17 protein-coding genes and 1 riboswitch are annotated in these 19784 nt (G+C 57.7%); of the genes, 12 read left to right on the top strand and 5 right to left on the bottom strand.

Features of this window, described 5'->3' with window-relative positions:
- Positions 1 to 84: 84 nt before the first annotated feature.
- The 4 genes from B2W96_RS10600 to dapA all read right to left on the bottom strand — a co-directional run bounded on the left by B2W96_RS10600 (position 85) and on the right by dapA (position 4130).
- Entirely contained in the window at positions 85 to 1617 is a 1533-nt protein-coding gene (locus B2W96_RS10600; RefSeq protein ID WP_293010261.1) for a sodium/proline symporter, read from the bottom strand.
- Positions 1618 to 1763: 146 nt separating this feature from the next.
- On the bottom strand, positions 1764 to 2459 hold the full coding sequence (gene dapD, locus B2W96_RS10595) for a 2,3,4,5-tetrahydropyridine-2,6-dicarboxylate N-acetyltransferase (RefSeq protein WP_293010260.1): 696 nt from the start codon (positions 2457 to 2459) through the stop codon (positions 1764 to 1766).
- A 70-nt stretch (positions 2460 to 2529) separates the two neighbouring features.
- The gene (gene dapB, locus B2W96_RS10590; protein WP_293010259.1) at positions 2530 to 3246 is read right to left on the bottom strand and encodes a 4-hydroxy-tetrahydrodipicolinate reductase; all 717 of its coding nucleotides are present in this window, start codon (positions 3244 to 3246) and stop codon (positions 2530 to 2532) included.
- On the bottom strand, positions 3243 to 4130 hold the full coding sequence (dapA, locus tag B2W96_RS10585) for a 4-hydroxy-tetrahydrodipicolinate synthase (protein WP_293010258.1): 888 nt from the start codon (positions 4128 to 4130) through the stop codon (positions 3243 to 3245). The genes dapB and dapA overlap by 4 nt, the downstream gene beginning before the upstream one ends.
- A gap of 110 nt (positions 4131 to 4240) precedes the next feature.
- A riboswitch (Lysine riboswitch) is annotated at positions 4241 to 4406 on the bottom strand.
- Positions 4407 to 4651: 245 nt separating this feature from the next.
- On the opposite strand from dapA, the gene B2W96_RS10580 reads away from it, so the two are divergent.
- From B2W96_RS10580 to B2W96_RS10565, 4 genes are all read left to right on the top strand, one after another.
- The gene (locus B2W96_RS10580) at positions 4652 to 5332 is read left to right on the top strand and encodes a response regulator transcription factor (RefSeq protein ID WP_293010257.1); all 681 of its coding nucleotides are present in this window, start codon (positions 4652 to 4654) and stop codon (positions 5330 to 5332) included.
- Complete coding sequence (locus B2W96_RS10575) at positions 5329 to 6318, top strand: sensor histidine kinase (RefSeq protein WP_293010262.1); 990 nt, start codon at positions 5329 to 5331, stop codon at positions 6316 to 6318. The genes B2W96_RS10580 and B2W96_RS10575 overlap by 4 nt, the downstream gene beginning before the upstream one ends.
- Before the next feature lie 173 nt (positions 6319 to 6491).
- Complete coding sequence (locus B2W96_RS10570; RefSeq protein ID WP_293010256.1) at positions 6492 to 7259, top strand: ABC transporter ATP-binding protein; 768 nt, start codon at positions 6492 to 6494, stop codon at positions 7257 to 7259.
- Entirely contained in the window at positions 7252 to 9255 is a 2004-nt protein-coding gene (locus B2W96_RS10565; RefSeq protein ID WP_293010255.1) for an FtsX-like permease family protein, read from the top strand. The genes B2W96_RS10570 and B2W96_RS10565 overlap by 8 nt, the downstream gene beginning before the upstream one ends.
- A gap of 97 nt (positions 9256 to 9352) precedes the next feature.
- Here the strand turns inward: B2W96_RS10565 and rny are convergent, their stop codons facing one another.
- The gene (rny, locus tag B2W96_RS10560) at positions 9353 to 10900 is read right to left on the bottom strand and encodes a ribonuclease Y (RefSeq protein WP_293010254.1); all 1548 of its coding nucleotides are present in this window, start codon (positions 10898 to 10900) and stop codon (positions 9353 to 9355) included.
- Positions 10901 to 11116: 216 nt separating this feature from the next.
- Between rny and B2W96_RS10555 the strand changes: the two genes are divergently transcribed.
- From B2W96_RS10555 to B2W96_RS10520, 8 genes are all read left to right on the top strand, one after another.
- A complete protein-coding gene (locus B2W96_RS10555) occupies positions 11117 to 12346 on the top strand; it encodes a class I SAM-dependent rRNA methyltransferase (RefSeq protein ID WP_293010253.1) in 1230 nt (409 codons plus the stop codon).
- Positions 12347 to 12443: 97 nt separating this feature from the next.
- Entirely contained in the window at positions 12444 to 13838 is a 1395-nt protein-coding gene (gene asnS, locus B2W96_RS10550) for an asparagine--tRNA ligase (protein WP_293010252.1), read from the top strand.
- Between the two features lie 283 nt (positions 13839 to 14121).
- A complete protein-coding gene (locus B2W96_RS10545; RefSeq protein WP_293010251.1) occupies positions 14122 to 15006 on the top strand; it encodes a YihY/virulence factor BrkB family protein in 885 nt (294 codons plus the stop codon).
- Positions 15007 to 15086: 80 nt separating this feature from the next.
- Positions 15087 to 16319, top strand: a complete 1233-nt coding sequence (locus tag B2W96_RS10540) for an aminopeptidase (protein ID WP_293010250.1) — start codon at positions 15087 to 15089, stop codon at positions 16317 to 16319.
- A gap of 27 nt (positions 16320 to 16346) precedes the next feature.
- Complete coding sequence (locus tag B2W96_RS10535; RefSeq protein WP_293010249.1) at positions 16347 to 16829, top strand: gamma carbonic anhydrase family protein; 483 nt, start codon at positions 16347 to 16349, stop codon at positions 16827 to 16829.
- Between the two features lie 85 nt (positions 16830 to 16914).
- Positions 16915 to 18162 carry an AI-2E family transporter gene (locus B2W96_RS10530; protein ID WP_293010248.1) on the top strand — a complete coding sequence of 416 codons (1248 nt, stop codon included), beginning with the start codon at positions 16915 to 16917 and terminating at the stop codon, positions 18160 to 18162.
- A 151-nt stretch (positions 18163 to 18313) separates the two neighbouring features.
- On the top strand, positions 18314 to 18856 hold the full coding sequence (locus B2W96_RS10525; RefSeq protein WP_293010247.1) for a GNAT family N-acetyltransferase: 543 nt from the start codon (positions 18314 to 18316) through the stop codon (positions 18854 to 18856).
- A gap of 311 nt (positions 18857 to 19167) precedes the next feature.
- Positions 19168 to 19710, top strand: coding sequence for a CarD family transcriptional regulator (locus B2W96_RS10520; RefSeq protein WP_293010246.1), 543 nt, complete (start codon positions 19168 to 19170; stop codon positions 19708 to 19710).
- Positions 19711 to 19784: the final 74 nt, after the last annotated feature.

Genomic DNA, 19784 nt, shown 5'->3' with positions numbered 1-19784 from the left:
CGGAGCAATGCTCCGGGCGGCGGCCGTTTTATGTTTTTAATAATTGGGGGAAATGCTCCGTCGTCCGTCAGGGGCAGCAGGTCGTCATAGGGCCTTCACGGCGTCAAAGTCGTCGGTAATCTCGTGGCCGGGGGCAGGGGTTGCAAGGCTGACGATGACGATGAAGACACAGGCGGTCAAGAATGCGGGCAGCAGCTCGTAGATGTTCCATGCACCGCCCAGAGGCCGCACCAGATACTTCCACACAAAAACCATGGTGCCACCGGAGATCATACCCGCCAGCGCCCCCTGCCAGGTGCTCCGCTTCCAGAACAGGGCAGACAGGACCACAGGGCCAAAAGCCGCGCCGAAGCCCGCCCACGCAAAGGACACAATGCCGAATACGGAGCTGTTGGGGTCCCGCGCCAAAATCATGGAAATCAGGGCAATCCCCAGCACCGTCATCCGGGCGGCAGCCACTTTTTTCCCTTCGCTCATTTTCACATGGAAACACTCGTCCAGCAAGTTCTGGGACACGCTGGAGGCCGCCGCCAGAAGCTGAGAGTCGGCGGTGGACATGGTGCTGGCCAGAATCCCCGCCAGCACCACACCGGCAAGCAGCGCTGCGGGAATGCCAAAGGTGGACAAAAGGCCCGACAGCCGCACGATAATGGTTTCGGAGGCAGAGCCTTCCAAAAACCCGATGCCGCCCGCCACGGTGACGCCATAGCCCACGATGCCGATAAAAATAGCCACTGCCATGGAAATCACCACCCACACGGTGGCGACACGGCGGCTGAGGCTCAGCTTCCGCTCGTCCTCAATGGCCATAAAGCGCAGCAGAATGTGGGGCATTCCAAAATACCCAAGACCCCAGGCGGAGGTGGAGATAATGGTAATCAGGCTGTACGGAACGGCGGCGTTTTCCGCCCGGCTGTGGCTCAGGGCCATACTCAGATAGCCGGGGAGTGCCCGGGCGTTGTCCATCACCACGTCCAGTCCACCCGCAGCGTTCACGCCGAACAACAGCACAATCAGCAGGGCCACGGTCATGACAATGCTCTGAATAAAGTCGGTGGTAGAAGCGGCAAGGAACCCGCCCATGGTCGTGTACGCTACGATCACGATACCGGAGATCACCATCGCCCCCAGATAATTCACGCCGAACAGGCTGTTGAACAGCTTTCCGCAGGCAGCAAAGCCGGAGGCGGTGTAAGGAATAAAGAAAATCAGGATGACCACTGCGGAAATCCCCGTGAGCAGCCGCTTTTCATCCCCAAAGCGCTTGGAGAAAAACTCCGGAATGGTAATGGCGTTCAGCTTATGGGTATACAGCCGGATGCGGCGGGCCACAATCAGCCAGTTGAGATAGGTGCCCAGCGCAAGACCCACGGCAGTCCAGCCCGCGTCGGCCACGCCCGTGAGATACGCCACCCCCGGCAGGCCCATCAAAAGCCAACTGCTCATATCGGAGGCCTCGGCACTCATGGCCGTGACCAGCGGGCCAAGCTTTCGCCCGCCCAGATAGAAGTCGTCCGTGGTCTTGTTCTTTTTAGAACAGGCCGCGCCGATGGCCACCATCGCAATCAGATAGACGAGAATTGAAATAGTAATGCAGATATTCGCTGTATTCAGCATAGTTTCCAGTCTCCTTTGCACACAAGTGCTCTATAATATATCATATTCCCTTCCAAAAGGGAATACAAAATCCCGCATAAAAACGTTTTTTATGCGGGATTTCACCAATATGATCAATTTGTCCGGGTCTAAACCGTCTTCCCTGCTCACAGCCTTCTCAGCGCATCCACCAGAGCGGTCTTCCCCACAGTCTTCTCGTCCTTCATTTTGACAACTCGGGCGGGACAGCCTGCCACCACGGCGTTTTCAGGCACATCCTCCACCACCACCGCACCTGCGGCCACCACGGCGTTTTTCCCTATGCGGACGCCCTCAATCACCACAGCGTTGGCGCCCACCAGCACGTTGTCCTCCACAATCACGGGCGTTGCGGAGGCAGGCTCCACCACCCCGGCCAGCACCGCGCCGGCTCCAATGTGGCAGTGCGCGCCCACTGTGGCCCGTCCGCCCAGCACCGCGCCCATGTCAATCATGGTGCCGGGGCCGACAATGGCGCCGATGTTGAGGATAGCCCCCATCATAATCACCGCACCCTCGCCGATCTCCACCTTTTCGCGGATAATGGAGCCGGGCTCGATGCGGGCCGGAACGTTCCTTGTGTCAAGCAAAGGCACGCCGGAATTCCTCCGGTCGTTTTCCACCATCAGATCAATAATCTTGGCGCGGTTTTGCTCCAAAATGGGGCCCAGCTCCCCCCAGTCGCCAAACACGGTGTAGCTCCCATTGGACCCGAAGACTTTGGCGGAGCCAAAGTCCACCGGACCTGACATATTCACGTAGACCTTCACAGGGGTCTTCTTCTCGGAATTTGCAATGTAGTCAATAATTTCCTGGGCGTTCATTGGTTTTAATTCCTTTCTATCGGCTTCCCGCGTATCCTGCGCGGAATCCGCACTGTCAGGTTGAAATTTTTTATTGCCCGAACAGCAGGTCCTCAAGCGCGTAAAACCCCTTGGGCCTTCCCGTCAGCAGACCGGCCGCGTGAAGCGCGCCGTTCACAAAAATCAGGCGGCTGGCGGCCCGGTGGGTAATGGACAGCTCCTCGTCCGGACCGAAGAAGGAAACCGTGTGGGTCCCCGCCACGGTGCCGCCCCGCAGCGCGTGAACCCCGATTTCCTTTGGGGTTCGCGCACCGGTGTTTCCCTCCCGCCCATAGACGGGGGTGTATTCCCCGGCCGGGTCGATGGCGGAGAGAAGCAGCTTTGCCGTGCCGCTGGGCGCGTCGGCCTTTTGATTGTGGTGAATTTCCTCAATTTCAATGTCAAATGCGGGCTTCAGTGTGTCGGAAACCTGCGCCAGCGCCCTGCGGAACACCGCGATGCCGAGAGAGAAGTTGGCGGCGTGGAGCACCGGGGCGGCGGTCCCAAGAGCGCGAAGCTCCTCCATTTCCTCCGATGTATAGCCCGTGGTGCCGGAGAGCAGGGGCGTGCCGGTACGGCGGACGTAGGCTCCAATCGCGCCCAGCGTCTCCGGCCGGGAGAAGTCGATGGCCATATCCGCCGCTGGAAGCGAGGAGAGCTGTGCAAGGCTTTCCCGGTCTAAGGCGGCGACTACCTCGTGGCCCAGCTCCGCAGCCCGCTGCTCCAGCAGCTTCCCCATTTTTCCGTGTCCGATCAGTATGAGCTTCACAGCAGACCCGCCTCCCGCATGGTGGCCTCCAGCTTCTGCTTTGCATTCCCGCTCATCTCATAGAGGGGCAGACGCATGGGCCCCACATTCAGGCCCATCAGGTTCATGGCCGTCTTCACGGGGATGGGGTTGACCTCCAAAAACAAATCGTTCATCACCTGCAAATACCGCAGGTGCTGCGCAAGCGCTTTTTCCCGGTCGCCATGGAGAAATTCCGTGACAATTTCGTGGCATTCCTTGGGCATCACGTTGGCATACACGGAGATCACGCCGCTGCCGCCGATGGCAAGCAGGGGGATTGTGATGTCGTCGTTTCCGGAATAGAGCGCAAAGTCCGGCCCGATGCAATGGGCGATTTTCATGGCATAGCTCATATCGCCGGAGGCTTCCTTGATGGCGGCGATGTTGGGGTGCTTCGCCAGCCGTTCCACCACGGACACGGGGATGGAGCAGCCTGTGCGCCCCGGGACATTGTAGAGAATGCAGGGAATCTCCACCGCGTCTGCCACGTCGGCAAAGTGGTGATACATGCCCTCGGCATTGGTCTTATTGTAGTAGGGTGTGATCAAAAGCAGTCCGTCGGCCCCCATGGCCTGATAGCGCTTTGCATTCTGCACCTGGGTGGCGGTGCAGTTGGAGCCGCTGCCCACCACCACCGGCACCCGTCCGTTGATGGTTTTCAGCGCATGGGCTACCACTGCGTCGTCCTCCTCGTGGGTCATGGTGGAGGATTCTCCGGTGGTTCCGAGAACCAGAATGGCGTCCGTCCCGGCGGCAATCTGCCGCTCCAAAAGCTGGGTCAGAACCTCAAAGTTGACGCTCCCGTCGTCGTGAAACGGCGTGACCGTGGCCACGATTGAACCCTGTACATGATCGAATTTCATAGTGTTTCCTCCATACGTTGATTGTTTGAGCAACAAAAAATCGGCAGAGAAAACGCTCTCTACCGACAATCGCCCCCACACTGATTTACAAAGCGTGCGGAAGTACCCTGTGAGCAGATAGCGCACCCGCGGTTTCCCGCGGACAGTCCCGGAGATGTTCTCCCCGGACCCACCAAAGCGGCATACCTGCCGGTTCAGTTCGGCGAACTCGCTTCCGCTGCGATCGTTGCCTGTCGGCTCCCGCAGCGCCGTCTCATTCGCGCCTCTATCCTAATTAGGGTTATCATAGCACTTTTCCGGACCGGATTCAAGAGCAAGTTTCTGACACAGAGAGGAAAAATCCACAAAATTCTGCGGCGGGCGGACAAAAAGTGAAGCGTTGCGCTAAAATTGGAAATAGATTATACTATCCTCGAAGAACATGTATTTGATCAAGCGCGTCTTTCAGGCGCGTAAAACACAGTCGTTTGCCGTTTCAAAAGTACCCGCGAAACGAGCAGGCGCATAGGGAGGCACGGAATTTGAACGGATGCCGTATTTTAATTGTGGAGGACGACCCGGTGATCTCCGGGGCCATGGAGGCGCATCTTGAAAGCTGGGGCCACCGGGTCATCCGGGTTGGTGATTTCCAGAATGTCATGGCGGAATTTGCCGCCGCCGCACCGCAGATGGTGCTTTTGGATGTGTCGCTTCCGTTTTTCAACGGATATCACTGGTGCACGGAGATCCGGCGGGTGTCCAAGGTCCCGATTCTGTTCATCTCCTCCGCCGGGGACGACATGAACCAGATTATGGCCATGAACATGGGCGGAGACGATTTTCTGGCAAAACCGTTTGATTTAAGCGTCCTCACCGCCAAGGTGCAGGCGCTGCTGCGCCGGGCCTATGATTTCGGAGGGCCTGCCCAGCTTTTGTCCTGCGGCGGGGCGGTTTTGAACGTGTCCGACGGGACGCTGACCGCCGGGACGGAAAAGCTGGAGCTGACCCGCAACGAGCTGAAAATTTTGCAGATGCTTTTGGAAAACCGGGGCCGGATTGTCAGCCGCGAGGGTCTGATGGCCCGACTGTGGGAATCCGACGCGTTTGTGGATGAAAACACCCTGACGGTGAACGTGGCCCGCCTGCGCAAAAAGCTGGAGGCGGCGGGCCTTGGAGCGCTGATCCGCACGAAAAAGGGCGCGGGCTATCTGGTGGAGGGCTGAGCATGCTGCTGCAATATCTGAGACGGCAGTATAAGCTGCTGCTTTTTCTGGCGGCGTCCGCCGCCATTTTTGCCGGGGTTTTGTCGCTGTATGCATACCCCGCCGAGGCGGTGGGGTACGCGGCGCTTTTGTGCATCGTGCTGGGCCTGCTGTTTTTTGTGGTGGGTTATGCCGGGTTTCTCCGCCGCCATAAAGAGCTGGAGCTGCTGAAAAAGGCCGTTTATGAAACGGTACTGCCCCTTCCCCACCCCCGCAGCGCGCTGGAGGCGGACTATCAGGCGCTTTTAAACGCCGTATGTGCCCATCGGGCGCGGCTTTTGACCCAGAGCGAAAACAGCCGCCAGGATTTGCTGGATTACTATACCCTTTGGGCCCACCAGATCAAAACGCCCATTGCCGCCGGGCGGCTTCTGCTTCAGTCCGGCGGAGAGACGGACCGGGAGGCCCTGTCCGCAGAGCTTTTAAAAATTGAGGAATATGTGGAAATGGTTCTGGGGTATCTGCGACTGGACAGCGACTCCACGGACTATGTTCTGCGCCGCTGCGAGCTGGACGAAATCATCCGGGCAAGTCTGCGCCGGTACGCGCGGTTGTTTATTCTTAAAAAGCTGACGCTGGAATTTCACGAGACGCACAGAACGCTTTTGACGGATGAAAAATGGCTGGGCTTTGTGCTGGGCCAGATTTTGTCCAACGCCATCAAATATACCCCCGAGGGCGGCACCGTCCGCATCTATCCCGACGGCGAAACGCTGGCCATCGCGGACAATGGCATCGGTATCCGCCCGGAGGACCTGCCCCGGGTATTTGAAAAGGGCTTCACCGGCTATAATGGCCGGGAGGACCGGAAAGCCACGGGCATAGGGCTGTATCTCAGCCGACGGGTTTTGACGAATCTGGGCCACGGGATTACCATTGTGTCCCGGCCCGGCGCGGGGACCATTGTGCGTCTGCTGCTGCACGAAGGGCGGCAGGTGGCGGAATAGCGCCTGCCCTTCAAACGAGCCGGGCTGCTTTTGCTGTCCGCTTCTGGGGCCTTCAGTCGGTCGTAAACGTAAAGCTTACAAAACTGTAAGCTTGCGGGCAAAACTGTAAGGAAATTCAATGGCAGTACCGCAAACGCTTTGTTAGGATGAGAGTATGAAAAGGAGGAGTTCATATGTCGCTTCTGGAAGTATCTCATCTGCAAAAAATCTATACCACCCGCTTCGGCGGAAATCAGGTGGAGGCATTGAAAAATGTCAGCTTTTCCGTGGAGCCCGGGGAATACGTGGCCATCATGGGGGAATCCGGCTCGGGAAAAACCACGCTTTTGAATATATTGGCGGCGCTGGACAAGCCCACCTCCGGAGAGGTCCTGCTGGCAGGCCGGGCCGTTTCCGATATCCGGGAGCGGGACATGGCCGCCTTTCGCCGGACAAATCTGGGCTTTGTGTTTCAGGATTTTAACTTGCTGGACACATTTTCCTTGCAGGATAATATTTTTCTCCCGCTGGTGCTGGCAAGGCAGGAGTTCGGTGAGATGGAAAAGGCGTTGAAGCCGCTGGCGGAGCAGCTTGGAATCCGGGACATTTTAAGTAAATACCCCTATGAGGTTTCCGGCGGGCAAAAGCAGCGCTGCGCCGTGGCGCGGGCGCTGATTACAAAGCCCCAGATCGTTCTGGCGGACGAACCCACCGGCGCTTTGGATTCCCGGGCCTCCGACCGGCTGCTGGATTTGTTCGGAGAGATCAACGGAAGCGGGCAGACCATTTTAATGGTGACCCACTCCGTCAAGGCCGCCAGCCATGCCCAGCGGGTTTTGTTTTTGCGGGACGGAGAGGTCTATCACCAGCTCTATCGCGGGGAAAACACCCGGGAACAGCAATTTGGCCGCATCTCCGACACGCTGACGGTGCTGGCGCAAGGCGGTGAGGCAAATGAGTAAGGGGCATTTTTACCCACGGATGGCGCTGGTCAATCTGGCGCGAAACGGAAAATTCTACATTCCCTATCTTTTGACCGTCATCGGGACGGCGGCGGCGTACTACATCGTGCTGGCTCTTGCAAACCAGCCTGATCTCCCCAACAGCTCCCGATACATGTATCTGTCCGTGTTTATGAGCATCGGCACTTTTGTGATTGCCGTGTTTGCGGTGATTTTTCTGACGTATACCAACAGCTTCCTGATGAAGCGGCGCAAACGGGAGCTGGGGCTTTACAATGTTCTCGGCATGGGCAAGCGGCACATCGCAATCGTTTTGGGCTTTGAAGCGGCTTATACCGCCGCCGCGGGCATTGTGGGCGGCGTGCTGCTGGGGCTGCTGCTGCAAAAGCTGGCGGTTTTGCTGCTGTGCCGCCTGATGCAGATGGACATTGCATACGGCTTTTACGTATCCGGCGAGGGAATCGTCGGGACTGCGGTACTGTTTGGAATCATATTGCTGTTCAATCTGCTGCTCAATCTTCGCCGTATCCACGTCCAGAATCCCACAGAGCTGCTGCGGGAAAGCAGCGCCGGGGAGCGGGAGCCGAAGACCCGCGTCATCACAGCGGTCATCGGCATTGCTGCGCTGGGCGCGGGATATACCATTGCCATTACAACCCGGTCCGCCATGGCGGCGCTGGGCATGTATTTTGTGGCGGTGCTGCTGGTCATCATCGGGACGTACTGCCTGTTTACCGCCATGAGCATTGCGGTTCTGAAGGCCCTGCGGGCCAATAAAAAATATTACTATCAAATCAACCATTTTATCGGCGTTTCTGGAATGCTGTATCGCATGAAGCGCAACGCCGTGGGCCTTGCCAATATCTGCGTGCTATCCACCATGGTGCTGGTAATGATTTCCGGTACGCTGTCGCTATATCTGGGAAGCGAGGCGGCGCTGGAGGAACAGTTCCCCGGAAACCTGCGGGCCGAAATTCAGTATGACCCGGTGAAGGATTCCCCCTTTGACTCGCAGGCGCTTTATAAAACCGTGGCCGAACAGCTTGGGACGGAAGGAATCTCTGCCGCGCCCGTTTCCAGTTACGGATATCTCTCTTTCGGTGTGCATGAAGACAACGGTACGCTGGAGGTGAAAAGCGGTAATTCGGCCTACAACAACATGATTTGCGCCATGACCCCCGCTGATTATGCCGCCGTCACCGGTAAAGAGGCCCCGACACTTTCCGACGGTGACATGCTGCTGTATGCAGACGGAGCGGGGCAAAAGCAGAGTCTAACCTTCCGGTTTTCCAATGCCGACGACCTGACGCTGACAGCGGCGAAGCCCGATGCGCAGTATCCTGCCCCGCCCGAATTCCAGCCCTCGGCGGTGGATGTGCTGTACATGGTGGTGTCTGATGAGGTGCTTGACGCGCTGTATCAAGGCCAGCGGGCCTCTCTGGGCGCGCAGGACGCGGAACCCATGCAGTGGCGCGGCTTTTGGGATGTGGACGCGGGCGTGGTACAACCCAACGAGCTGGAGCAGACGATGGATTTCACCGGCACGGGAGATTGGGCCCGGCTGGACCTTGAAACCAGAGAGAACTTTGGGCAGGATTACTATTCGCTCAACGGCGGCTTTTTCTTCCTTGGGGTATTTTTGGGAACAATCTTCCTGATGGCCGCCGTCCTGATTATCTATTACAAGCAAATCTCTGAGGGCTATGAAGACCGAGAGCGGTATCTTGTGATGCAGAAGGTGGGAATGGAGCTGAAAACCGTCCGGCAGTCTATCAACTCCCAGCTATTGGTGGTGTTCTTTGCGCCTCTGGCAGTGGCGGCGGTTCATGTGGCGTTCGATTTCAGTCTCATGACCCGGCTGCTGACCCTGTTTTCCCTGCACAACGGGCCGCTGGTGCTGGGGTGCACCGCAGGGACGCTGGCGGTGTTCGCGGTGATTTACGCATTGGTCTACCGCGTAACAGCCAAGGCTTACTATGAGCTGGTCAGCGCCTGATCTCATTTTTAAGCAGCAAGGTTTTTTAAGTTCTTCCATAAAGCCCGCAACGGAACTAATTAAAAAGCCCCCGGCCGTCTGGCCGGGGGCTTGCTTGTTACTTCGCGTATTCCACTGCTTTTGTCTCGCGGATCAGATGGACCTTGATCTGTCCGGGGTATTCCATCTCTTCCTCGATCTTTTTGGCCAGATCCCGGGCCAGAATCACCATCTCGTCCTCGGAAATCTGGTCGGGCTTCACCATCACGCGGACCTCGCGCCCCGCCTGAATGGCAAAGGACTTTTCAACGCCCGGATGGCTGCCGGTAATTTCTTCAAGCTGCTGGAGACGCTTGATGTAGTTCTCCAGATTCTCGCGCCGCGCGCCGGGCCGGGCCGCAGAAATCGCGTCCGCCGCCTGCACAAGGCAGGCCACCACCGTATGGGCCTCCACATCGTTGTGGTGGGCCTCGATGGCGTGAATGATGTCTTCCTTCTCCTTGTACTTCCGGGCAAATTCCACGCCCAGCTGCACATGGGTGCCTTCCATCTCGTGGTCCACGGACTTGCCCAAATCGTGAAGCAGGCCCGCCCGCTTGGCGGCCTGTGCGTCCGCGCCCAGCTCCATCGCCATCATACCGGCAATGTGGCTGACCTCGATAGAGTGCTGCAAAACGTTCTGGCCATAGCTGGTGCGGTAATGAAGCCGGCCCAGCATCTTCACAAGCTCGGGATGCAGATTGCGCACGCCGGTTTCAAACACGGCGCGTTCGCCCTCGGCCTTAATCACGGCGTCCACTTCCCTGCGGGCCTTTTCCACCATCTCCTCAATGTGAGTGGGGTGAATGCGCCCGTCGGAAATCAGTTTTTCCAGCGCCAGCCGGGCAACCTCCCGGCGGACCGGCTCAAAGCAGGAGACGGTGATGGCCTCCGGCGTGTCGTCGATAATCAGGTCCACGCCGGTCAGTGTTTCGATGGTGCGGATGTTGCGGCCCTCTCGGCCGATGATGCGGCCCTTCATTTCGTCGTTGGGAAGCGCCACCACGCTGACGGTCATTTCCGCCACAGAGTCCGCCGCGCAGCGCTGGATGGCCTGCGCCACCACCTCGCGGGCGCGGGTATCGCTCTCCTCTTTCATGCGGGCTTCCACTTCTTTGATTTTCAGGGCTGTTTCGTGGGTTACTTCGCTCTCCACCTGCTCGATCAGATAGTGCTTGGCCTCCTCGGCGGTGAAGCCGGAGATACGCTCCAGCACCTCTGTCTGGCTGCGCTTGATGGTTTTGATTTCTTCAGTCTCCCGGTCCACCTGCTGGTGCTTCTGGGCCAGGGCGTCTTCCTTTTTCTCAATGGCCTCGGTTTTGCGGTCGAGGTTCTCTTCCTTTTGCTGTAAGCGGTTTTCCTGCCGCTGCAGTTCGGACCGGCGTTCCTTTACTTCCTTCTCATGTTCGCTGCGGTTTTTCAGGATCTCTTCCTTTGCTTCCAACAGGGCTTCTTTCTTCTTGGTTTCTGCGCTTTTTATCGCCTCGTTGATGATGCGCCGACCCTCTTCTTCGGCGCTTGAGATTTCCCGTTCGGATACCTGCTTCCGGTAGCGAATACCGAGAGGGAAGCAAACCGCGCCGCCGACCACCAGCCCCGCCAGGACTGAAACGATGATCTCCGTCACAATGGTTTACCTCCTGAATTTTCGGTGTTTATTTGCGTGGCAATTTTGGAAAAATCAGCGGCTTTAAAACTGCCGATAAGAATCCTTTTTTAGTTTAATCGTTTGCCGCCCCCCTGTCAAGAAAAAATGTATAAACTTTCACGGGATATAGCGTTTTTTCAAAAAATGTGCTACACTCGAACACGAAATGCGGAAAACGGAAATGAGGATACGCTTATGAAAACGGAGAGAATCTATCCAAGCGCCACCATCACGCCCAAGGCGGAGGCCACCCTGCTCCGGGGCCACCCGTGGGTTTACGGTGAGGAAATCACCGCCCTGCGCGGCGCGCCGGAAAACGGGGCTCTGGTAGACGCGGTGAGCCAAAAGGGTCGGTATCTGGGAACGGGAGTTTACTCGGAACAGTCCAAAATCCGAATCCGCCTTGTCTCCCGCAACGCCAATGACACCTTTGACCGGGCATTTTGGGAGAGGAAGCTCCGCTGGGTCTTGGAATACCGAAAAACTGTGCTGCGGCCGGAGGATTTAACCTGCTGCCGCCTTGTGTTCGGCGAGGCCGACGGCTTTCCCGGGCTGACTGTGGACCGGTTTGGCCCGCTTCTCGCCGTGCAGATTCTCTCTGTTGGAATGGAAGTACGCAAGGAGTTGCTGCTTCCCCTGCTGGCGGAAATATTGCGTCAGGATGGACAGGAGATTACCGGAATCTATGAGCGCAACGACGTTGCCATCCGGGAAAAAGAGGGACTCACGCAATACAAGGGCTGGTTCCTCCTGCCGGGGGAGACGCCGCCGGAATCCGCCGTGACAGAGATTGTTGAAAACGGCGTGAAGTATCTGGTGGACGTGGAAAACGGGCAGAAGACCGGCTTTTTTCTGGACCAGAAGTTTAACCGTCAGGCGGTGGCCCGACTTTCCAAGGGACGGACGGTGCTGGACTGCTTCACTCACACCGGCTCCTTCGCCTTAAACGCCGCCATGGGCGGCGCGGCCCATGTCACCGCCGTGGATGTGTCTGAATCGGCGGTGGAACTGGCAAAAGACAATGTGCGGCGCAACGGGCTGGAGAACGTGGTGGAGTGCGTCCGGGCCAACGTGTTTGACCTGCTGCCGGAGCTTGAAAAACAGCCCCGGAAATACGATTTCATTATTTTGGACCCACCGGCGTTCACAAAGTCCCGGGCCACGGTGGCAAACGCCATCACCGGCTATAAGGAAATCAACTACCGGGCCATGAAGCTGCTGCCCCGAGGGGGATATCTTGCCACCTGCTCCTGCTCTCACTTTGCCACCCACGAAAAATTTGAGGCTATGCTGCAAAGCGCCGCCCGGGACGCGGGGGTGCAGCTTCGGCAGGTGGAAGCGCGCCAGCAGGGACCGGACCATCCCATTCTCTGGGGCGTGGAGGAGACGGACTATCTCAAATTTTACCTGTTTCAGGTGATTTGAGGGAAAGCGACTTGTAAACCGCTGAAAAAGCGCGTATAATATTATTCTGTATTTAAATGATGCCGTTCCGGCAAAAACGACAAAACGGGTGAACGAAATGAGTATGACAAAAATTGCGGCGCTTTTCGCCGACAGCGAGGTTTATTCCGGCAAGGAGATCACCGTGGGCGGCTGGGTCCGCACCGTGCGGGACATGAAGAACTTCGGCTTTGTGGAGCTGAATGACGGCTCCTGTTTTAAAAATTTGCAGGTGGTGCTGGACACGGCAGCTCTTGCCAACTACGCGGAGATCGCGTCCCAGAACGTGGGCGCGGCGCTGATCGTCACCGGCACGGTGGCCCTCACGCCGGAGGCCAAGCAGCCTTTGGAGCTGAAGGCGTCCAAAATTGAAGTCGAGGGCACCTCCACCCCGGAGTACCCTCTCCAGAAAAAGCGCCACAGCCCGGAATTTCTCCGAACCATCCAGCACCTGCGGCCCCGGACCAACCTGTTCTCCGCCGCCTTCCGGGTGCGCAGCGTCGCGGCCTTTGCCATCCACGAGTTTTTCCAAAACCGGGGCTTCGTCTATGTTCACACTCCCATCATCACCGCCAGCGACTGTGAGGGCGCGGGCGAGATGTTTCGGGTGACCACGCTGGACCCGGAGAATCCGCCCCGCACCGAGGATGGGCAGATTGACTATTCTCAGGACTTTTTCGGAAAGCCCGCAAACCTCACGGTGTCTGGCCAACTCAACGCAGAAAACTTTGCCATGGCCTTTGGCGACGTGTATACCTTCGGCCCCACCTTCCGGGCCGAGAATTCCAACACCCAGCGCCACGCCGCCGAGTTCTGGATGATCGAGCCGGAGATGGCTTTCACCGACCTCAAGGGAGACATGGACGTGGCGGAGGCCATGATTAAATTCGTCATCCGCCGCACCATGGAGCGCTGCCCCCAAGAGATGGACTTTTTCAACAGCTTCGTGGACAAGGGCCTCAAGGAGCGGCTGGAGCATGTGGCCACCGCCGACTTTGGCCGCGTGACCTATACCGAGGCCGTGGAGATTTTGAAGGAGCACAACGACCAGTTTGCCTACAAGGTGGAGTGGGGCACCGACCTTCAGACGGAGCACGAGCGGTATCTGACGGAGCAGGTGTTTAAAAAGCCCGTGTTTGTCACGGATTATCCCAAGGAAATCAAGGCGTTTTATATGCGGATGAACGACGACGGAAAAACCGTCGCCGCAACGGACTGTCTGGTTCCCGGCATCGGCGAAATCATCGGCGGCAGCCAGCGCGAAGAGCGGCTGGACAAGCTGGAGGCCCGTATCCGGGAGACGGGTATGGACCCGCAGGATTACTGGTGGTACTGCGATCTGCGGCGGTACGGCTCCTGCAAGCACGCGGGCTTCGGTCTGGGCTTTGAGCGGATGGTGATGTATCTCACCGGCGTGAGCAATATCCGGGACGTGCTGCCCCATCCCCGCACCGTGGGCAGCGCAGACTTCTAAAAATTAAAATGCGCAGGGCGTAATACGCACGGCGGAGGGCTTTGCTCTCCGCCGTGCCTTGTTTTCCGCCGACAAGGTAATTCAATTCTCAGCGGTCTTAATAAAGTACAAAAAGCACCATTTTTCGTGCAGAATGGCGGGGTAAAAAATAAAAATGCCGGTGGACGGCGGCGGAAAATCATGGTAAAATTACTGAAACGGCCCGCTTTGTGCCGCCGCCGTCATATTTTTACCGAGCCGGTAAATACTGTCATGGTATCGTACCATGTGAAGGGGGGGCGCTGTGAGCAAGCCATATCTTCCGCCGCTGCCGAAAAGCAAACTCTGGCGCGGCCTGTATCTGCTGGTGCGTCGCTATTTGCGGCACAACGTGTCCATTCAGGGCGCGGCGCTGGCGTTTTACCTTCTGTTTGCCATTTTCCCCATGCTGATTTTTGCCAGCTCCCTGTTGGGCCTGCTGCATCTGGACGTAGGTACGATCTTAAAGGACCTTGGGGAATTTCTGCCCAAGGTGGCGGTGGATTTCATCGGCGTGTACCTTGTCCATGTGCAGGCCAATGCCAATGTGCGGCTGCTGCTGTTTGGGCTGGTGTTCTCCATTTACTTTCCCATGCGGGCCGCCAACACCCTGATGCGCTCCGTGCGCACGGCGTACCATTTAGGCCCGCCCCGCCACGCGGCGGCGCATTTTGTGCGCACGCTGGTTTACACGATTTTGTTGCTGCTGGCGCTGGCGCTGACGCTGGTGCTGATGAGCGTCAACAGCACCGTGCTTTCCTACGCGGTGGAAAATTTTCACCTGCCGCCTTTTGCGGCAAAGCTGTGGGCCACGCTGCGGTTTCCTCTGGTGGCGGTGGTGGCGTGCTTCGCCCTTCTGGCGCTCTATGCCATCACGCAGGACACCCGCCAGCCCTGGCGAAACCTGCTTCCCGGCGTGGTTTCGTCTCTTTTTGGGTGGCTGGTGCTGTCGGGGATTTACGCTGTCTATATGGAGCGCATGGCCAACTATTCCCTGCTGTACGGCTCCATCGGAACGGCCATGGCCCTTTTGGTGTGGATGTATCTAAGCGCCACCGCGCTGATTATGGGCGCGGAGCTGAACGGAACCCTTATCTCCCTGCGCAGGGAGGGAAAAGACAGCTTTTCCTTTGAGCAGGAGGAACCATAAAGGACTCAACAAACACAAAACGGAGCGGGCAAGCCCCGCAAGCCCCGGTGCGCCGGGCCTGACGAAAGGATGGATGCAGATTGAAGCACGAGGAAAAATTGATGGAATACGCCGCGCTGCTGATTCAGGTGGGCCTGAACGTGCAGAAAGGGCAGACACTGGTCATCTCCACTCCGGTGGAGTGCGCGTGGTTTGCCCGGATGTGCGCGGAAAAGGCCTATGACGCGGGCTGCCGCGAGGTGGTGGTAAACTGGAACGACGACGCGTTGGGCCGGATGAAGTACCTGCGGGCCGAGGAGGACGTGTTTGACTCCGTTCCCCTGTGGCGGCGGCACTTTTTTAACGACTATGCCATGGAGGGGGCAGCCTATCTTGCCATCTCCGCCGGTGACCCGGAAAATCTCAAGGGCGTGGATTCGGGCCGGGTGGTCCGGGCCCAGCGGGCCGGGGGGCAGGCACTGCGGATGTTTAACCGCCTGCAAATGTCCGGCGGCTTCCCCTGGTGCATCGCGTCCATTCCCATTCCCTCCTGGGCCAAGCGGGTTTTCCCCAAGGCGACGGAGGCCGAGGCCATGGAGCGGCTGTGGGACGCTATTTTTGCCGCCGTGCGCATCAGCGGCGACGGAAGTGCCGTTGAAAAATGGCGGGAGCATCTTGACACGCTGGCCCGGCGCAGAAAAACGCTGAATGCACTGAACTTCAAGTCCCTCCACTACAAAAATTCCCTTGGCACCGATTTGACGGTAGAGCTTCCCGAGGGCCATGTCTGGGAGGCGGGGGACGACGTGACCCTGAAGGGCCAGACCTTTATCGCCAACATTCCCACGGAGGAGCTGTTTACCTCTCCCCTGAAAACCGGGGTAAACGGGGTGGTGTACGCCTCCATCCCTCTGGTGAACGACGGAAATATCATCGACGGCTTCCACTTTGTGGTAAAAGACGGAAAAATTGTGGAGGCCCACGCCCGACAAGGCGAAGAAAACCTGCGGGCCGCCATCTCCGTGGACGAGGGCGCGTCCTATTTCGGCGAAGTGGCGCTTGTCCCCTATGACAGCCCCATTTCCAACCAAAAAATCCTGTACTACAACACCCTGTTTGACGAAAACGCCGCCTGCCACATTGCCTTCGGCGAGGCATATCCCTGCCTGAAGGGCGGGCATGAAATGAGCCGTGAAGAGCTGACCCGCCGGGGCCTGAACGACTCCATCACCCATGTGGACTTTATGGTGGGGACGCAGGATTTGTCCATCGTGGGCACCACCCACGCAGGAGAGGAAATCCCCGTGTTCGTAAACGGAAATTTCGCTATATAAATTTCGCCATCTAGAGAGGACTTCCATATGCCTTATCAAAAAAGAGAGACGGATCAGGACGTTTTGATTGCCGAGGGCGCTGTGATAGCTGGGGACGTGACCCTTGGCAAGGGCGCCAACATCTGGTATTACGCCGTGCTCCGGGGGGACTGGGGCCCCATCCGGGTTGGGGAAAACACCAACATTCAGGACCACTGCGCGCTTCACGACGAGACGACGGTGGGCAACGGCTGCACCGTGGGCCACGGGGCCATTCTCCACGGCTGCACCGTGGGAGACAACACCCTTGTGGGCATGGGCTCCGTGCTTTTAAACGGGGCGCGGATCGGAAACAACTGCCTTGTGGGTGCGGGGGCGCTGGTGTCCGGGAAAATGGACGCGCCGGACGGGTCGTTGATTCTGGGCAGCCCCGCCAAGGTGGTCCGGCCCCTCACGCCGGAGGAGATTGAGGCCAACCGGGAAGAGGCGCAAAGCTATCTGACGGCGGCGGAAAACTATCGCCGCAGTTGACGCTTCGCCCCATCCTATTTTATAAGCCGGAACCCGGTCAAGCGGGCGGAGCCTTGCCCCGCCCGCTTCTTCAAAAGGAGAAAATATGGAGTTTCATAAGAAAACGGTGTGGACAGTGGCCGCCGCGGCCTTTGCCGTGCTGGCGGGATACTGGGGCCTGCAAAACCTGACGCTGCTGGGCGGGGCGCTGCGGGCGATGGTTTCTCTCATCGCGCCCTTTTTGCTGGGCTGCGCCGTGGCGTTCATTCTCAACGTGCCCATGCGGGCGGTGGAGCGGCGGATGGGTACCGACAGGCGCACCGCAAAACTGCGCCGCCCCGTGGCTTTTGTGATTACGCTGGGGCTGGTATTGGGGGTGCTGGCGCTTGCAAGCCTTGTCATCGTCCCCAGTCTGGGGGATGCGGTATCCTCTGTCTCTCAGCAGGCACAGACGTTTTTTACCCGGCTGCCGGATATGCTCTCGACGCTGGAAACCCGCCTGCCAGAGCTTGAGACGGCGCTTCAAACGCTGGACATCCAGTGGACCACTCTGTCCGCCAAGGCGCTGGAGCTGCTGCGTGATTTGGGCGAGCAACTGGTAAATACGGGCGTTGGCGGCGTGCTGGGCGGCATGAGCTTCGTAGGCAGCGTGGTCAGTGGCGTGAGCACATTTTTCATCGGGCTGGTGTTTGCCGTCTACCTGCTTCTTCAGAAGGAAAAGCTGGGGCATCAAATCCGCCAGATTCTCTATGCCCTGCTGCCGGAGCGGGCGGCGGACCGGATTCTGTCTGTGGCCGACCTTGCAAACCGCACGTTTTCCAACTTTCTTTCCGGCCAGTGTCTGGAGGCAGTGATTCTGGGCTCCCTGTTCATCGTGACTATGCCGATTTTTAAGATGCCCTATGCGGTTCTGGTAGGCGTGACGGTGTCGCTGACGGCCCTGATTCCCATTGTGGGGGCATTTATCGGTTGCGCCGTGGGCGCATTGCTGATTCTCTTGGTAAATCCGGTGCAGGCGCTTTTGTTCATCGTGCTGTTTCTGGTCATCCAGCAGATCGAGGGAAACCTCATTTACCCTCATGTAGTGGGGTCTTCCGTGGGGCTTCCCTCCATTTGGGTGCTTGTGGCGGTCATCTTAGGCGGAAAGCTTATGGGAATTCTGGGAATGCTGGTATTTATTCCCCTGTGCTCGGTGCTGTATGCCCTGTTCCGTCAGTTCGTAAAGGACCAACTGGCGGAGCGAAAAATTTCGCCCTCTAAGCTGCGTCCCCATCCTCCGCAGGGTTCGCCTCCCAGCCCGCCGGTGAAAAAACATCCGCCCAAGCACACAAAAGGCAAGGGTCCTGTCGCTTGACAGACAAGGCCCCTTTTGGGGCTCCCCCCCGCGGAACATACGGCAAAGAAGTTTGACTTTTATCGGCGCAAAGTCATTTCCTGTGCAACTGTCCTGCAGATTTCGACAAACTCTTGCGGATTTTTTATGAAACATAAAGGAGAAAATAGAGATGATTCGACTTGCACAAGAGCAGGATCTTGACCGGGTGGGTGCTCTTTACGGAGCGTTGTTAGACCAGGAGGAAACGGTGCGCCATACCAACTGGCAGAAGGACCTCTACCCCACTCTTGCTCATGCCAAGGCTGCGTTTGAACAGAGCACGCTGTATGTGGGAGAGGAGGGCGGCGCACTGTTTGGCTGCGTCAATCTCAACCAGATTCAGCCGCCGGAATACGCCAATATTCACTGGAATTTTCAGGTGAAACCGGAAGAAGCCATGGTCATCCACACCCTTTGCATTCATCCGGACTTTGCAGGCCGGGGAAAAGGGAAGGAATTTGTGCACTTTTGCGAGGAGCACGCCCGGACAAAGAACTGGCCCGTCATACGTCTGGACACCTACGAGGGAAATTTTCCGGCCTGCCGTCTGTACGAGGGACTTGGTTATTCCTATGCGGGGCAGACGCAGTTTCACTTCCAGAATGTGATTTGGGAGACGCTAAAGTGCTTTGACAAGCAGGTCGAATCCAAAGGTGGAAGCCGTCTATCCTGACGCCCCGGGGCCGGATTGGCCGCCCGTCCGACCCGGAAATTGACCGTCAGGGACAGGTTTTAAAATTATTTGTAAAAAACCCCTACCATTTCTTCAAAAAATGTGCTATAATATATAAATATAGATTACACGGTCCAGCAGCCGAGAAACTCGGCCGTTGGACCGGCGCGTTTTATCGTGGGAACGATTAAGCGCAGTTGAGTCCGCGGGCCGCGCCAAAAGGCGTGGCCCGCGGCGGAAAAATAACGGAAGTTATTTTTCCCGGCATTTCGGCAGGCGCTTTGTGCCTGTCAGCGGGAAGCGGAGGAGCTATGTTTCAAAAGGACGATCTTGTGATTTACGGACGCACGGGCGTGTGTCGGGTGGAGGATATCACCCAGCCGGATTTTTGCCGGAGCAAGCCCGGAGAGCTGGATAAGCTCTACTATGTGCTCAGCCCCCTGTATCAGGACGGGACGATTTACGCACCAATAGAAAATTGCAAGGTGCCCATTCGGCCTATCTTGACAGCAGAAGAGGCGGATGATCTGGTGGACGCGATTCCCGCCAGCCGGGCGCAGGCCTATTACGGCGGCAGCACCCAAAATCTGCGGGACCATTACCAGACGCTTCTGCAAACCAGTGACTGCCGCGATCTTTTGGAGCTTGTCATCTCTATTTACTGCAAAAAGACACTCGTGGAGGAGACGAAGCGAAAATTCGGGGCTGTGGACGAACACTTCATGAAGCAGGCGGAGCAGCTTTTGGGCGGCGAGCTTGCCGCCGCACTGGACGTTCCGGTGAGTGAAATGCTGGACCGCATCGCCGCGAAGCTGCGGACCCGGAAATCCGCCCCCGCGCAGGAGCTTGCATAAGCGGGAAAAGCCCCCTACGACAGCGCACTACCCAATTTTTGGGGATACCTTGTCAAAGCACAGGTGAAAAGATG

The organism is Oscillibacter sp. UBA6647 (genome assembly GCA_002455655.1).
Lineage (GTDB): Bacteria > Bacillota > Clostridia > Oscillospirales > Oscillospiraceae > Oscillibacter.
The sequence above is the reverse complement of the archived record's forward strand: the minus strand, read 5'-3'. Positions and strand labels throughout refer to the sequence as shown.